This window comes from Xylanimonas oleitrophica (assembly GCF_003244315.1).
GTDB lineage: Bacteria > Actinomycetota > Actinomycetes > Actinomycetales > Cellulomonadaceae > Xylanimonas_A > Xylanimonas_A oleitrophica.
The window spans coordinates 14615-30151 of sequence record NZ_QKWH01000009.1 but is presented as its reverse complement, the minus strand read 5'-3'; the positions used below and the strand labels follow the sequence as shown (position 1 = coordinate 30151).

The 15537-nt window shown below is 73.7% G+C and carries 14 protein-coding genes; all 14 read left to right on the top strand.

Annotated features, from left to right (window positions below):
* Positions 1–167: 167 nt before the first annotated feature.
* Complete coding sequence (arc, locus tag DNL40_RS11365) at positions 168–1844, top strand: proteasome ATPase (RefSeq protein ID WP_245885861.1); 1677 nt, start codon at positions 168–170, stop codon at positions 1842–1844.
* 28 nt (positions 1845–1872) lie between these two features.
* A complete protein-coding gene (gene dop / locus DNL40_RS11360; protein WP_111251454.1) occupies positions 1873–3561 on the top strand; it encodes a depupylase/deamidase Dop in 1689 nt (562 codons plus the stop codon).
* A 93-nt stretch (positions 3562–3654) separates the two neighbouring features.
* Positions 3655–3855 (top strand): ubiquitin-like protein Pup, encoded by a 201-nt coding sequence (locus tag DNL40_RS11355; protein ID WP_111251380.1) that lies wholly within the window; start codon positions 3655–3657, stop codon positions 3853–3855.
* 73 nt (positions 3856–3928) lie between these two features.
* Entirely contained in the window at positions 3929–4765 is an 837-nt protein-coding gene (gene prcB / locus DNL40_RS11350) for a proteasome subunit beta (RefSeq protein WP_111251379.1), read from the top strand.
* Complete coding sequence (gene prcA, locus DNL40_RS11345) at positions 4762–5484, top strand: proteasome subunit alpha (RefSeq protein WP_111251378.1); 723 nt, start codon at positions 4762–4764, stop codon at positions 5482–5484. The genes prcB and prcA overlap by 4 nt, the downstream gene beginning before the upstream one ends.
* A 28-nt stretch (positions 5485–5512) precedes the next feature.
* Positions 5513–6874 carry a Pup--protein ligase gene (gene pafA / locus DNL40_RS11340; protein WP_111251377.1) on the top strand — a complete coding sequence of 454 codons (1362 nt, stop codon included), beginning with the start codon at positions 5513–5515 and terminating at the stop codon, positions 6872–6874.
* Positions 6875–6887: 13 nt separating this feature from the next.
* Complete coding sequence (locus DNL40_RS11335; protein WP_111251376.1) at positions 6888–7808, top strand: FKBP-type peptidyl-prolyl cis-trans isomerase; 921 nt, start codon at positions 6888–6890, stop codon at positions 7806–7808.
* The gene (hisF, locus tag DNL40_RS11330) at positions 7805–8575 is read left to right on the top strand and encodes an imidazole glycerol phosphate synthase subunit HisF (RefSeq protein ID WP_111251375.1); all 771 of its coding nucleotides are present in this window, start codon (positions 7805–7807) and stop codon (positions 8573–8575) included. Before DNL40_RS11335 ends, hisF begins: the two co-directional genes overlap by 4 nt.
* A gap of 85 nt (positions 8576–8660) precedes the next feature.
* The gene (locus DNL40_RS11325; protein WP_111251374.1) at positions 8661–10589 is read left to right on the top strand and encodes an ABC transporter ATP-binding protein; all 1929 of its coding nucleotides are present in this window, start codon (positions 8661–8663) and stop codon (positions 10587–10589) included.
* Positions 10586–12397 carry an ABC transporter ATP-binding protein gene (locus DNL40_RS11320; RefSeq protein ID WP_111251373.1) on the top strand — a complete coding sequence of 604 codons (1812 nt, stop codon included), beginning with the start codon at positions 10586–10588 and terminating at the stop codon, positions 12395–12397. The genes DNL40_RS11325 and DNL40_RS11320 overlap by 4 nt, the downstream gene beginning before the upstream one ends.
* 117 nt (positions 12398–12514) lie before the next feature.
* Complete coding sequence (hisI, locus tag DNL40_RS11315) at positions 12515–12898, top strand: phosphoribosyl-AMP cyclohydrolase (RefSeq protein ID WP_218926049.1); 384 nt, start codon at positions 12515–12517, stop codon at positions 12896–12898.
* The gene (locus DNL40_RS11310) at positions 12895–14460 is read left to right on the top strand and encodes an anthranilate synthase component I (RefSeq protein ID WP_111251372.1); all 1566 of its coding nucleotides are present in this window, start codon (positions 12895–12897) and stop codon (positions 14458–14460) included. Before hisI ends, DNL40_RS11310 begins: the two co-directional genes overlap by 4 nt.
* A complete protein-coding gene (locus DNL40_RS11305; RefSeq protein WP_111251371.1) occupies positions 14457–15122 on the top strand; it encodes a Trp biosynthesis-associated membrane protein in 666 nt (221 codons plus the stop codon). The genes DNL40_RS11310 and DNL40_RS11305 overlap by 4 nt, the downstream gene beginning before the upstream one ends.
* 48 nt (positions 15123–15170) lie before the next feature.
* Positions 15171–15446: an HGxxPAAW family protein gene (locus DNL40_RS11300; RefSeq protein ID WP_111251370.1), complete on the top strand. Its 276-nt coding sequence runs from the start codon at positions 15171–15173 to the stop codon at positions 15444–15446.
* Positions 15447–15537: the final 91 nt, after the last annotated feature.

Below are 15537 nucleotides of genomic sequence, written 5' to 3'. Positions count from 1 at the left end.
GTCCGCGCCGCCGCACGCGCCCGCGTGTCGGGCGTGTGTCGAGGCTGTGAACCCTCGGCGCCACGGGCGGCGAAGGCGCGGAATGGGCCCCACGAGCGCGGCGTTCGTGCATAGGGTGCTGTTTCCGGGAGGCTCGTCTCCCGGGGCCCGCACGAGAGGGGATCTACATGGCTGAGAACCCGGCGAACCCTGTGAACCCTGACCGCACCGCACACCCCGAGCCGACCGGTCCGAGCCGCGACGCCCAGGTCGCCCTGCTGGCCGCGAAGAACGAGCGGCTGGCGGAGGCGCTGCGCGCGGCCCGCGACCAGATCGTCGAGCTGAAGAAGCAGATCGACGACCTGGCCAAGCCGCCCGGCACCTACGCCACGTTCCTCGGCGCCCACGAGGACGGCTCGGTGGACATCTCCTCGGGCGGGCGCAAGATGCACGTCGGCGCGAGCCCGAGCCTCGACGTCTCGGGCCTCCAGCCCGGGCAGGAGGTCAAGCTCAACGAGGCCATGACGGTCGTGGAGGCCGGCGGGTTCGAGCGCGTCGGCGAGCTGGTCACCGTCAAGGAGATCCTCGGCGAGGACCGTGTCCTCGTCGTCGGGCGCGCGGACGAGGAGCGCGTGGTGCGCCTGGCCGGCTCGGTGCGCGACCACGCCCTGCGTGCCGGCGACTCCCTGACGGTCGACGTGCGCAGCGGGTTCGTGTTCGAGGTCGTGCCCAAGTCCGAGGTCGAGGAGCTCGTCCTCGAGGAGGTCCCGGACATCCGCTACGAGGACATCGGCGGGCTGGGGCCGCAGATCGAGGCGATCAGGGACGCCGTCGAGCTGCCGTTCGCGCACCCCGGCCTCTTCCGGGAGCACGGGCTGCGCCCGCCCAAGGGCGTGCTGCTGTACGGCCCGCCCGGGTGCGGCAAGACCCTCATCGCCAAGGCCGTCGCGGCGTCGCTCGCGAGCATGGTGGGGCAGGGGGCCGGTGACGGGACCGAGGCCGGCGTGCGCAGCTACTTCCTCAACGTCAAGGGCCCCGAGCTGCTCAACAAGTACGTGGGCGAGACGGAGCGCCACATCCGCCTGATCTTCGCCCGCGCCCGGGAGAAGGCGTCGCAGGGCATGCCCGTCGTGGTGTTCTTCGACGAGATGGAGTCGCTGTTCCGCACCCGCGGCACCGGCCTGTCGTCCGACGTCGAGACCACGATCGTGCCGCAGCTCCTCGCGGAGATCGACGGCGTCGAGCGGCTGGACAACGTCATCGTCATCGGCGCGTCCAACCGTGAGGACATGATCGACCCGGCGATCCTGCGCCCGGGCCGCCTGGACGTGAAGATCAAGATCGAGCGACCCGACGCCGAGGGCGCGCAAGAGATCTTCGCCAAGTACCTCACGCCCGAGCTCCCCATCCACCCGGACGACCTCGCGGAGCACGGCGGCGACCACGCGGCCGCGGTCTCGGCCATGATCCGCTCGGTCGTGGAGCGCATGTACGCGGAGGACGAGGAGAACCAGTTCCTCGAGGTCACCTATGCCTCGGGGGACAAGGAGGTCCTGTACTTCAAGGACTTCAACTCCGGTGCGATGATCCAGAACGTCGTGGACCGCGCGAAGAAGATGGCCATCAAGGACTTCCTGGCCACCGGCCAGCGCGGCATCCGGGTGGACCACCTGCTGACGGCGTGCGTGGACGAGTTCAAGGAGAACGAGGACCTGCCGAACACGACGAACCCGGACGACTGGGCGCGCATCAGCGGCAAGAAGGGCGAGCGCATCGTCTTCATCCGCTCGATCGTCCAGAAGAAGGGCGAGAACGGGGCGCCGCGCTCGATCGAGCAGGTCACCAGCACCGGCCAGTACCTCTAGGGTCGTTGCCGTGACCGTGCGACGCGTGATGGGCATCGAGACCGAGTACGGGGTGCTCCAGCCGGGACGCCCCGCGGCGAACCCCATGCTCATGTCGAGCCAGGTGGTGACCACCTACCGGGCGCTCGTGGCGCGCTCGGGCGGCAGGCCTGCCGCGCGCTGGGACTACGACGACGAGGACCCGCTCGCGGACGCCCGCGGGTTCCACCTCCAGCGCGCGGCGGCCCACCCCTCGCTGCTCACCGACGACCCGTCCCGGCCCGCCCCGGCCGGACCCTCGGCACCGTCAGGGCCGCCGTCGGCGCTGGTGGGCGGCAGCGGCACGCCCGCGGGTCGCCGTGCGCGCCAGACGCAGCCGCAAGAGGTGGCGCGCCCGGAGGTCGAGGAGTACGACGACCCGTCGGCCGCCAACTGCATCCTGACCAACGGGGCGCGGCTGTACGTGGACCACGCACACCCGGAGTACTCCTCACCCGAGGTGACGGGGCCGCGCGACGCGGTGCTGTGGGACGTGGCGGGCGAGCGCGTCATGCTCGCTGCCTCCCGGGAGCTCGCCGCCCTGCCGGGGGCCGACGGCGGGGGCGTGGTGCTCTACAAGAACAACGTGGACGGCAAGGGGGCGAGCTACGGCACGCACGAGAACTACCTCGTGGACCGGGCGCTGCCGTTCACGGTGCTGGCCGACCTGATCACGCCGTTCCTGGTGACCCGGCAGGTGTTCGCCGGGTCGGGGCGGGTGGGCCTGGGCCCGACCGGGGACCGGCCGGGGTTCCAGATGTCGCAGCGCGCCGACTACATCGAGGCCGAGGTGGGCCTGGAGACGACGCTGCGCCGCCCGATCGTCAACACCCGGGACGAGCCGCACGCTGACCGCACGCGGTGGCGGCGCCTGCACCTGATCATCGGGGACGCGAACCTGTTCGAGGTCGCCACGTTCCTCAAGCTGGGCACCACCTCTCTCGTGCTGTGGGTGCTCGAGCGGCTCGACGAGCTCGAGGAGGCTGGTGTCGCGGCCCGCGACGAGCTGGCGGCGCTGCGGCTGGCCGACCCGGTCGGGGACACGCAGCGCGTCTCGCGCGACCTCGACCTGGTGGCCAAGCTGGAGCTGGCCGACGGGCGCACGATGACGGCCCTGCAGGTGCAGGAGGCCTACGCCGACCTGGTCGGGCGGGCGCTCGGCGCCGCGGGCCCGGCGGCCGAGGACGACGCGGAGACGTACCAGGTGCTCGACCGGTGGCGCTCGGTGCTCTCGCGGCTCGCGGACGACCCGGCGTCCTGCGCCCGTGAGGTCGAGTGGGTGGCCAAGCGCCGCCTGCTCGAGGGGTTGCGTCGCCGCGACGGGCTGGACTGGGACCACCCGCGCCTGCACGCCCTCGACCTGCAGTGGTCTGACGTGCGGCCGGAGCGGGGCGTCTACCACCGGCTCCTGGCGGGTGACGCCGTCGAGCGGCTCGTGGACGAGCGCGCCGTGGCGCACGCCGTCCACCACCCGCCGGCGGACACGCGGGCGTACTTCCGCGGGGAGGTCATGGCGCGGTACGCCACCGAGGTCTCGGCGGCGAGCTGGGACTCGGTGATCTTCGACGTCGAGGGCGCGGCAGCGCTGCAGCGGGTGCCGATGCTCGACCCGCTGCGGGGCACCGAGGGGCACATCGGGGCGCTGCTCGAGGCGAGCCCGGACGCGGCGGCGCTGCTGAGAGGGCTGCGCGGAGAGTGAAACGCCCACCCCGTGACGCACGGCACGCCGCCGTGAGCATAGGGTGACGAGTGGGCCACCACGGTGGCGCGACGACGGATCTGGGAGGCGATCATGGCCGGTCAGGAACGCATCAACCCGCAGCACGAGGACCGCACGCCGGACGACGACGGCGAGCAGGCGCCTGCGCCCGCCGCGGCGGACGCCTCCGAGCGCGACGCCGAGGTCGACGCGCTGCTGGAGGAGATCGACGACGTGCTGGAGTCGAACGCAGAGCAGTTCGTGCGCGGCTTCGTCCAGAAGGGCGGCCAGTGAGGGAGCGGGCTGGGCGCGGGCTGCGGCGAGGGACCTGCGCCGCCGCCGTGCGGGCAGCGAAGCGGGTACGGGCATGAGCGCCTCCGGACGGCTGCCGGACGCGTTCCTGCGCCCCGGGTCCTCGTCGTTCGTGGAGTTCCTCGGCGAGCACGCGCCCGAGCTGCTGCCGGGCCGCCGTCAGGCGCACGGCACGACGGCCTCGGGGGGCACGGGCGCGGCGGGCCTGGCCCCGCACGCCACCACCATCGTCGCGCTCGTGTTCGAGGGCGGCGTGGTCATGGCGGGGGACCGGCGCGCCACGGCGGGGTCGATGATCGCCAGCCGTGAGATCGAGAAGGTGTTCCCGGCCGACGAGTACTCGGCGGTCGGCATCTCGGGCTCTGCCGGCATCGGCGTGGACCTGGCGCGGCTGTTCCAGCTGGAGCTGGAGCACTACGAGAAGATCGAGGGCTCGCTGCTGTCGCTGGACGGCAAGGCGAACCGGCTGGGCACGCTGCTGCGCGCCAACCTCCCGCTCGCCATGCAGGGGCTGGTGGTGGTTCCGCTGTTCGCGGGCTACGACCTGGACCGTGGCGTGGGCCGGATCTTCTCCTACGACCCGACGGGCGGGCGCTACGAGGAGCGCGACCACCACGGCACGGGGTCGGGCTCGATCTTCGCCCGTGGCTCGCTGAAGAAGCTGTGGAAGCCGGGTCTGGTCGCCCACGACGCGGTGCGCGTGGCGGTCGAGGCGCTGTACGACGCGGCGGACGACGACAGCGCGACGGGCGGCCCGGACACGGTGCGGCGGATCTGGCCGGTCGTGGCGACCGTGACGGCCGACGGCTACCACCGGGTGCCGGACGCGGAGCTGGAGCCGGTGGTCGAGGCGCTGGTCGCCGCACGCCGGGAGGAGGGGGCGCGCCGATGAGCATGCCGTTCTACGTCTCGCCCGAGCAGCTGATGAAGGACCGGGCCGACTTCGCCCGCAAGGGCATCGCCCGCGGCCGGTCCGTCGTCGTGCTGGCCTACGAGGGCGGCATCCTGTTCGCGACCGAGAACCCGTCGCGCGCGCTGCACAAGATCTCGGAGATCTACGACCGCATCGCGTTCGCGGCGGTGGGCAAGTACAACGAGTTCGAGAACCTGCGCGTGGCCGGGGTGCGGTACGCCGACCTGCGCGGCTACAGCTACGACCGCGCCGACGTGACGGCGCGCGGTCTGGCGAACGCCTACGCCCAGACGCTGGGCACGGTGTTCACCACGGAGTCCAAGCCGCTCGAGGTCGAGCTGGTCGTCGCGGAGGTGGGTGCGACGCCCGCGGACGACCAGGTGTACCGGCTCAGCTATGACGGGTCGGTGGCCGACGAGCGCGGGTACGTCGTCATGGGCGGCCAGGCGGACCAGCTGGGCGCGCGCCTGGCGAGCGGGTGGCGTGAGGGCATGCCGCTGCGCGAGGTGCTGACCCTGGCGACCCGGACGCTCGGTGCTGTCGGCGGCGACGGGCAGGTGCTGGCCGAGGGGGCCGAGCGCGCTCTCGAGCCGGCACAGCTGGAGGTCGCGGTGCTCGACCGGTCCCGGCCGCGACGGGCGTTCCGTCGGCTGCAGGGTGCTGCGCTGGGCGAGCTGCTCGGGGCGTCCGAGGGCTGACCGAGGAAGTCTGACGGGAGGAGCCGCCATGGAGCGCAGGATCTTCGGCCTCGAGACCGAGTACGGCGTCACGTGCGCCGCGCCGGACGGGCGGGGGCTGTCGGCGGACGAGGTGGCGCGCTACCTCTTCCGCAAGGTCGTCGCGTGGGGGCGGTCCTCGAACGTGTTCCTGCGCAACGGCTCGCGGCTGTACCTGGACGTGGGCTCGCACCCGGAGTACGCGACCGCCGAGTGCGACGACGTGCGCCAGCTCGTCACCTACGACAAGGGCGGCGAGCGCATCCTCGAGGGCCTGGTGGCCGACGCGCAGCAGCGGCTGGTCCACGAGGGGCTGCCCGGCACGGTGCACCTGTTCAAGAACAACACGGACTCGGCGGGCAACTCCTACGGCTGCCACGAGAACTACCTGGTGCGCCGGCAGGGTGACTTCTCGCGGCTGTCGGAGATCCTGGTGCCGTTCCTCATCACCAGGCAGATCTTGGTGGGGGCGGGCAAGGTGCTCGCCACGCCGCGGGGGGCGGTCTACTGCCTGTCCCAGCGGGCCGACCACATCTGGGAGGCCGTCTCCTCGGCCACGACGCGCTCCCGGCCCATCATCAACACCCGCGACGAGCCGCACGCCGACGCCGAGGCGTACCGCCGCCTGCACGTCATCGTGGGCGACTCCTCGATGGCCGAGCCCACCACGATGCTCAAGGTGGGGGCCACGGACCTGGTGCTGCGGCTGGTCGAGGCCGGCGTGATCATGCGGGACCTGACGCTGGAGAACCCGATCCGGGCCATCCGGGAGATCAGCCACGACCGCACGGGCACCCACCCGGTGCAGCTCGCCGACGGGCGCACGATGTCCGCCGTCGACATCCAGGCGGAGTACTTCCAGCGGGTGCGCGACCACGTGGACTCGCACCTGGACCCGTCGCCCACCACGAAGCAGGTCCTGGACCTGTGGGAGCGCGGGCTGCGCGCCCTGTCCTCGGGCGACCTGACGCTCGTGGAGCGTGAGCTCGACTGGGTCATCAAGCTGCGGCTGATCGAGCGGTACCAGGCCAAGCACGGGCTGTCGCTGGACGACCCCCGCATCGCGCGTCTCGACCTCGCCTACCACGACATCTCCCGCACGGAGGGCCTGTACAACCTGCTGGCCGCGCGCGGGATGGTCGAGCGGGTCACGACGGACCTGGAGATCTTCGAGTCGACGGCGGTGCCGCCGCAGACGACGCGGGCGAAGCTGCGCGGCGACTTCGTGCGGGCGGCCCAGGAGGCGCGGCGCGACTACACGGTGGACTGGGTGCATCTGAAGCTCAACGACCAGGCCCAGCGGACGGTGCTGTGCAAGGACCCCTTCCGCAGCGTGGACGAGAGGGTGGACAGGCTCGTCGAGAGCATGTGATTCACTCGTCCGCGTGCTTCGCCTGCGTCTGCTCGCCCTGCTGCTGGTCCCGCTCCTGGTCGTGACGGCGTGCTCCCCCGGGGGGCGTGGAGCGCCGTCCCCGGGCCCGGAGCAGGCGGAGGTCCAGGTGTCCGGCGAGGCGGGCCAGCCGCCCGTCCTGGACTACCCGCGGCCGTTCTCGATCACGCAGCCCGGCTCGCGCCTGGTGTGGCCGGGGACGGGGCTGGCGCTCGAGGACGGCGGACCCGTCCTGCTGAACCTCTACGCGGAGGACGGCCGCGACGGGTCGGTGGTGCAGTCGACGTACCTGGACGCCCCGGCCTGGTACACGATGAGCGTCGCGTCCCTGGGCCGGCACCTGTACGACGCGCTGTCCGGGCAGCGCGTGGGGGCACGCCTGCTGTTCCTCGAGGAGGACCAGGGGGTGCCGCTGGTGCTGGTCGTGGACGTGCTGCCGACGCGTGCGTCGGGTGACGAGGTGACGCCGGCCGAGGGCCTGCCGCAGGTCGAGCGGGACTCCGCGGGCCGCCCGCACGTCCGGGTGCCGCGGGACACCCCTCCGCCGGACGACCTGGTGGTGCAGCCGCTCGTGCGGGGTACGGGGTCCCAGGTCGAGGTGGGCGAGGTGGTGACCGTACGGTTCACCGGCGTGCGGTGGAGCGACGGAGAGGTGTTCGACACCACCTGGGACTCGGACGACACCCCCGAGGCGGTCCAGGCGGTCATGATCGGCATCGGCCAGGTGGTGGAGGGCTGGGACCAGGGGCTGCTGGAGCAGACGGTGGGGTCCCAGGTGATGCTCGTGGTGCCCCCGTCGCTCGGATACGGTGGGACGTCGAGCCCGCTGCAGGAGGAGACCCTGGTCTACGTCGTCGACATCCTCGACGCGCACTTCCAGGTGACCGAGGAGAACCAGGGAGAGGAAGAGGGATGAGCGTCGCCGTCAGGGTGATCCCGTGCCTCGACGTCGATGCCGGCCGCGTCGTCAAGGGGGTCAACTTCGCGGACCTGCGGGACGCGGGCGACCCTGTCGAGCTCGCCGGCCGCTACGACGCGGAGGGCGCCGACGAGGTGACCTTCCTGGACGTCTCGGCGTCGTCGGGGGAGCGCGAGACGATGATCGACGTGGTGCGCCGCACGGCGGACCAGGTCTTCGTGCCGCTGACGGTGGGTGGCGGCGTCCGGACCGCCGAGGACGTGGACCGTCTGCTGCGGGCCGGGGCCGACAAGGTGGGTGTCAACACGGCGGCGATCGCCCGCCCGGAGCTGGTCAGCGAGATCGCCGACCGCTTCGGGTCGCAGGTGCTGGTGTTGTCCGTGGACGCCCGGCGGACGACGGGTGACGTGCGCACGGAGTCGGGGTACGAGGTCACGACGCACGGGGGGCGCCGGGGCACCGGGATCGACGCCGTCGAGTGGGCGGAGCGTGCGGCCGCCCTGGGGGCGGGGGAGATCCTCCTGAACTCGATGGACGCCGACGGCACCGAGTCGGGCTTCGACCTGGAGATGCTGGCTGCGGTCCGTGGCCGGGTCCGGGTGCCGCTGATCGCGTCGGGGGGCGCGGGCAAGCCGGAGCACTTCGTCGAGGCGGCACGGGCGGGGGCGGACGCCGTGCTGGCCGCGAGCGTGTTCCACTTCGGGCAGCTGACGGTGGGGCAGGTCAAGGACGCGATGCGTGAGGCGGGCGTGCAGGTCCGCTGACACGCCGTCCGGCGCGCGCCGGGCGCACCCGCTGCGCGCGGGTACGATCGAATCGATTCACGACTTCCCGAGGAGACCCTTCCGCATGCCGCCCGGCGCCACCCCGGAACCCCCTGATCGCCCGACAGCCCTCACCGGGTCGCGCCTGCGCCGCTCGCTGCAGCTCATGGGGCGCGGCATGGCCGCCTCTCCGCGCACCTACGTGCTGGCGGTGCTCGCCTCCGCTCTCTTCGGAGCGGCCACGGTCGCCGTGAGCCGCGCGGTGGGCTGGGCGACGGACACCGTCGTCGTCCCCGCGGTGGCGGGCGACACGGCGGCCCGCGGCCGGATCGGCGAGGCGGGCCTGGTGCTCGCGGCCGTGGCCGCGACGCTCGCCTTCTCCGTGTGGGGCCGGCGCGTGTGGGCGGGCTGGGGGTACGTGAACGTCGGTGCGCGGCACCGGCGCCGCCTGGCCTCGGCGTACCTGCGCCTGCCCATGTCGTGGCACCGCGCGCACCCGGCGGGCCAGCTCCTGGCGCACGCGTCGTCCGACGTCGAGGCTGCCACGGGCGTGTTCAACCCGCTGCCTTTCGCCCTCGGCGTGCTGGTGATGATCGCCGTGGCCACGGTCATGCTGCTGCTCACCGACCCGTGGCTCGCCCTGGCGGCCCTCGTGGTCATCCCGCTGACCATCGTCGCCAACATCGTCTTCCAGCGGTACATGACGCCCGCGGTGACCCGGGCGCAGCAGCTGCGCGGCGAGGTCGCCGACGTCGCCCACGAGAGCTTCGAGGCCGCTCTGCTCGTGAAGTCGCTGGGCACCGCGGGACGCGAGGAGGAGCGGTTCGCGCGCAGCACTGACGCCCTGCGCGCGGCGAACGTGCGGGTGGGCACCGTCCGCGCGCTCTTCGACCCGGTGATCGACCTGCTGCCCAACCTCGGCACCCTGCTGGTGCTGGCCGTGGGTGCCTGGCGCGCCTCGACCGGAGCCGTGGGACCCGGCGACGTGGTGACGGCGGGCTACCTCCTGACCGTGATGGCCGTGCCCGTGCGTGCGTTCGGCTGGGTGCTCGGGGAGCTGCCCCGCGGCCTGGTCGGCTATGAGCGCATCGCCCGCGTCGTCGACCAGCGGGCGGCGCTCGAGCCTGGGACGCAGCGGCTGCCGCAGGGAGAGGGCGGCCTGGCGGTGCGTCTGGAGGGCGTGGGCCTGGACGTGCCCGGGGCGACCTCGCAGGACGCGGGCCGGCAGGTCACGCTCCTGGACGACGTCACCCTCGACGTCGCGCCCGGTTCGACCGTGGCGGTCGTGGGCACCACGGGCGCCGGCAAGACGACGCTCGTCTCGCTGCTGTCGCGGCTCTCGGACCCGTCGCGCGGCCGCGTGCTGCTCGACGGCGTGGACGCCCGCTCCCTGGCGGCGGGCGAGCTGCCCGCCCAGGTCGCGCTCGTCACCCAGGCCACCTTCGTGTTCGAGGACACGGTGCGCGGCAACGTCACCCTGGCCGAGCCGGGGGACACCACGTTCAGCGACGAGGAGGTCTGGGAGGCGCTGCGTGTCGCCCGCCTGGACGAGGTCGTCCGGGCGCTGCCCGAGGGGCTCGACGCCCCGCTGGGTGAGCGCGGCGCCAACCTGTCCGGCGGCCAGCGCCAGCGCCTCGCCGTCGCCCGCGCGCTGGTGCGCCGTCCGCGCCTGCTGGTGCTCGACGACGCGACCTCCGCCGTGGACCCCCGGGTCGAGCAGGAGATCCTGCGCGGGTTCGAGCACTCGGCGTCGACCACGGTGGTGATGGTCGCCTACCGCATGTCCTCGGTCGCGCTGGCCGACACCGTGGTGCACCTGGCCGGCGGTCGGGTGGTCGACGTCGGCACGCACGAGGAGCTGCTGGCCCGCGACCCGGGCTACCGCGACATCGCCACCGCCTACGAGGTCGAGACGCGGCGGCGCGAGCGCGCCGCCGCCGACGCCCTGGACGACGAGGCGGCCCGCGAGGCGGCCGAGCAGGACGCCGAGGCCGACGAGGAGGCCGTGTCATGAGCGAGTCCGCACGCATCGCCTCCGCCAGCTCGCTGGGCGTGATGGCCACCCTGCGCCGCGGGGTGCAGATCAGCCCGCAGATCGTGCAGGGCATCGGCTGGACGCTGGCGCTGGCGGTGCTCGCGGCGGCCGGCCGCGTCGTCGTGCCCCTGGCCGTGCAGGGCACGGTCGACGACGGGATCCTCGCCGAGGGTGGTCCCGACGCCGGGCGCGTAGCCACCATGGTGGGCCTGGCCGCCGGCGCGCTGGTGCTCGCGGGCCTGTGCTCGGCGCTGGTCAACGTGCGGCTCGTGCAGCGCACCGAGGCCGGCCTGGCCACGCTGCGCGTGCGCGCGTTCCGTCACGTCCACGACCTGGCGACCCTGACGCAGAGCACCGAGCGGCGCGGCGCCCTCGTCTCCCGCGTGACCACCGACGTCGACACGATCTCGCTGTTCGTGCAGTGGGGCGGCATCATGCTGCTCGTCTCGTCGCTGCAGATCCTGGTGGCCACCGCGCTCATGGCCGTCTACTCCTGGCAGCTCACGCTGGTGGTGTGGGCGTGCTTCGTGCCCCTCTACCTGGTGCTGCGCTTCGGGCAGCGTCACGTCAACGCCGCGTTCACGCGGGTGCGCGAGCGCGTGGGCTCGATGCTCGCGGCGATCTCCGAGGCCGTCGTCGGCGCCGAGACGGTGCGCGCGTACGGGGTCGGTGCCCGCACCGGGCGCCGCATCGACGCCGCGATCGAGGACGCCCGCGGCTCCCAGGGCCGCGCCATGCGGCTGGTGGCCACGACGTTCTCCAGCGGCACGCTCATCTCCAACCTGGCGCTGGCCGCGGTCGTCGTGGTGGGCGCGCACCTGGGGGTGGGCGGTGCGCTCACCGCCGGCCAGGTGGTGGCGTTCCTCTTCCTCGTGCAGCTGTTCACCGGCCCGGTGCAGATGGCCACCGAGATCCTCAACGAGCTGCAGAACGCGGTGGCCGGCTGGCGCCGCGTGCTGGCCGTGGTCGAGACCCCCGTCGAGGTGGCGGACGCCGAGGACGCCGTGACCTCCCCGCGCGGCCCGGCGCAGGTGTCCCTGCGCGGGGTGCGGTTCGCGTACCCGGGCGGCCCGGAGGTGCTGCACGGCGTCGACCTCGACCTCCCGGCGCAGTCCAAGGTGGCCGTGGTGGGCCAGACCGGCTCGGGCAAGACGACGGTGGCCAAGCTGGTGGCGCGCCTGATGGACCCGACGGCGGGCGAGGTGCTGCTCGACGGCACCGACCTGCGAGCCGTCTCGCTCGCCTCGCTGCGCGAGCGCGTGGTGCTGGTCCCGCAGGAGGGTTTCCTGTTCGACGGCACGGTGCTGCAGAACGCGGCGTACGGGCTCCGCGACCTCGAGAGCCTCGGGGGCGCGCAGGACCCGCGCGTGCGTGAGCGGGTCGCGGGGGCGTTCGAGGTCCTGGGGCTGACCGACTGGGTCGACGACCTCGGGCAGGGCCTCGACACGCCGGTGGGCCAGCGCGGCGAGGCGCTCAGCGCGGGGGAGCGGCAGCTCGTCGCCATCGCCCGCGCCTACCTCGCCGAGCCCGACCTGCTGGTGCTCGACGAGGCGACGTCGGCCGTGGACCCGGCGACGGAGGTGCGGATCGCCCGCGCCCTCGACTCGCTGACCACGGGGCGCACCACGATCACGATCGCCCACCGCCTGTCCACCGCCGAGGCGAGCGACCTGGTGGTCGTGGTCGACGCGGGGCACGTCGTGGAGCTCGGCAGCCACGAGGAGCTGGCGCGCGCCGGGGGCGTGTACGCGAGGATGCACGCGAGCTGGGTGGCGCAGACCCGCTGACGGCGAGGCCTCGGACCTGTCACGACCGTGGGGCGGAGGCCGTGCGGTCGGTGCCGTCCGTCCGTGCGGGGGCGGGCAGGGCCGCGGGACACGCTCGGCGCGTGGAAGGATGGGAGGGTGTCTGACTCCCTGACCCTCGACCCGCAGGTCGCCGCCCGGCTCAAGCGCGACGAGCACGGCCTGGTCGCCGCGATCGTGCAGCAGCACGACACCCGCGAGGTGCTGATGCTCGGCTGGATGGACGACGAGGCGCTGCGCCGCACGCTCACCAGCGGCCGCGTGACCTTCTGGTCCCGGTCCCGCGGCGAGTACTGGCGCAAGGGCGACACGTCGGGGCACCACCAGCACGTCAAGGCCGTCTCGATCGACTGCGACGGCGACGCGCTGCTCGTCGAGGTCGACCAGGTGGGCGCGGCCTGCCACACCGGGGCGCGCACGTGCTTCGAGGCCGGCGGTCCGCTGCCCGCCGTGGTCGGGTCGCGCGCGGAGGCGGGCTCGTGACGTCGCTCTCGCCCCGCCCGGAGGACCTGGTCTGGGGCGCCACGTGGCCTGCGCTGGAGACGTTCCGCGAGCTGGCGAAGGAACGTCGTGTCGTCCCGGTGGTGCGGCGCGTGCTGGTCGACGACGCCACCCCGGTGGGCCTGTACCGGACGCTGGCGCACGGCCGCTCGGGCAGCTTCGTCCTGGAGTCGGCCGACGCGAGCGGTGCGTGGGCGCGCTGGTCGTTCGTGGGCGTGGCGTCGCGCGCGCAGCTGACGGCCCAGGCCGGCCAGGCCGTGTGGACGGGGGACGTGCCCGCGGGCATCCCGACGTCGGGTGACGTGGTCGACGTGCTCGGGGCGACGCTCGAGGCGCTGCGCACGCCGCCGATCGAGGGTCTGCCTCCGTTCACGGGTGGAATGGCAGGTGCCCTGGGGTGGGACGTGGTGCGCCACTGGGAGCCCACGCTCCCCGCGACGGCGCCGGACGAGCTCGGGGCCCCCGAGGTGGCGCTGTGCCTGGCCACCGACCTGGTGGCCGTCGACCACCACTCGGGTGCCGTGTGGCTCGTGGCCAACGCGATCAACATGGACGACACCGACGAGCGGGTCGACGAGGCGCACGCGGACGCGGTGGCACGGCTCGACGCGCTCCAGGAGCGCCTGGCGGGCCCGGCGTCGCGCGTGGCGACGGTGGTGGACCCGCAGGCGCCGGAGCCGGAGCTGGAGTTCCGCTCCTCGCGGGAGGAGTTCGAGGCGGCGGTGGACGCCGGCAAGGAGGCCATCCGGGACGGGGAGGTGTTCCAGGTGGTGCTCTCGCAGCGCCTGGACCTGGACAGCCCTGCCGACCCGCTGGACATCTACCGGGCGCTGCGGACCATCAACCCGAGCCCGTACATGTACTACTTCCACCTCAACGACCCGCGCGGCCGCGACTTCCAGGTGGTGGGGTCGAGCCCCGAGACGCTGGTGAAGGTCGACGCGGGCCACGTGACGACCTACCCGATCGCCGGCTCGCGGCCGCGGGGGGCGAGCGTGGAGCAGGACGTCGCGCTCGGCGAGGAGCTGGCCGCCGACCCCAAGGAGCGTGCCGAGCACCTGATGCTGGTGGACCTGTCGCGCAACGACCTGGTGAAGGTCTGCGAGCCGACGTCGGTCGAGGTCGTCGAGTTCATGGTGCTGCGGCGCTTCAGCCACATCATGCACCTGTGCTCGACCGTCGTGGGGAGGCTGCGACCGGGACGCACCGCGCTGGACGCCCTGCGGGCCACGTTCCCCGCGGGCACCCTGTCGGGGGCGCCCAAGCCCCGCGCGATCGCGCTGATCGACGAGCTGGAGCCGGCCTCGCGCGGCATCTACGGGGGTACGGTCGGGTACCTCGACTTCGGCGGCAACATGGACATGGCGATCGCGATCCGCACGGCCTTCGTGCGCGAGGGGCGGGCGTCGGTCCAGGCGGGCGCGGGGATCGTCGCAGACTCCGTCCCGGCGCTGGAGTACGCCGAGTCCCGGGACAAGGCTGCTGCGGCCGTGCGGGCCGTCCAGCTCGCCGCACGCTTCCGCCGGCTGGGGGAGGGCGCATGAGCGGCGGGGCCCGTGCGGGGCTGACCCGAGCCCGCGCCACCTGGTCGGTGATCCTGGTGGGAGCCCTCGTGCTCGCTACGGCCGCACCCGTGTGGGTGCGATCGCAGGTGGACACCGCCCTCGAGGCGGCCGTGCCGGTCGAGGTGTCGGGCGGGTCGGCCGCGCCCGCGGTGAACGCCGCGGGCCTCGTGCTCGTCGCGGCCGGACTGGCGCTCGCGCTCGGCGGGCGGGTCGCACGGTGGGTCGTGCTCGCCGTGGTGGCGGCGTCCGGGGCGCTGGTCGCGGGCTCGGCGTACACCGTGGTGGCCGGGCCCTCCGACGTCGCCACGACCGGGGCGGCCGACGCCGCCGGGGTGACCGAGCTCACCGCGCCGGTCACGGTGACGGCGTGGCCGTGGCTGTGCGCGGCGCTCGGCGTGCTCGCGATCGTGCTCGCTGTGCTGGTCGCCGTCGCCTCGCGCGCGTGGCCGGCGGCCTCCGGGCGTCACGAGCGGGCGGGCGCTCCCGCGGGCGCCCCGGCCGCCGGCGTGGCGACCGGTGCCCCGGCGGGGCCGGTGGCGGACCTCGACGACGACTCGCCGGTCGACTCTCACGACGCCTGGGACGCCCTGACACGCGGCACGGACCCGACCGGGAGCGGACCGGGCGCCGACGACCGATAGGCTGGACCTGCCGTCATCCGCCTGAACCACGAGAGGCACACCACCACCATGGCCGAGAACCCCAACGCCGAGATCGCCTACCTGCCCGAGGCCGCGCCGTTCCACAACGAGGGCAAGACCGTGGCCTCGTGGGTCGCGATGGCGGGGGTGACGCTGGGCGCGGTCGTCGCGGCCGTCGCGGTGGCCCTCGCGTCGCTGTGGCTCTTCGTCGCAGGCTTCGGCGTGATCGCGCTGGCCCTGGTCGTGGGCCTGGTGCTGCGCAACATGGGCTACGGCCAGCCGACGCCCGGTACCGGCAAGACGCCGAAGAAGTCGCGCAGCTGAGCGCAGCCGCACGTCGCCGACGGCGTCCGTCCCCGGGCTGGGGGCGGGCGTCGTCGGCGTCTCACGGGTCGGGGCGTGGTCATCGTCACGC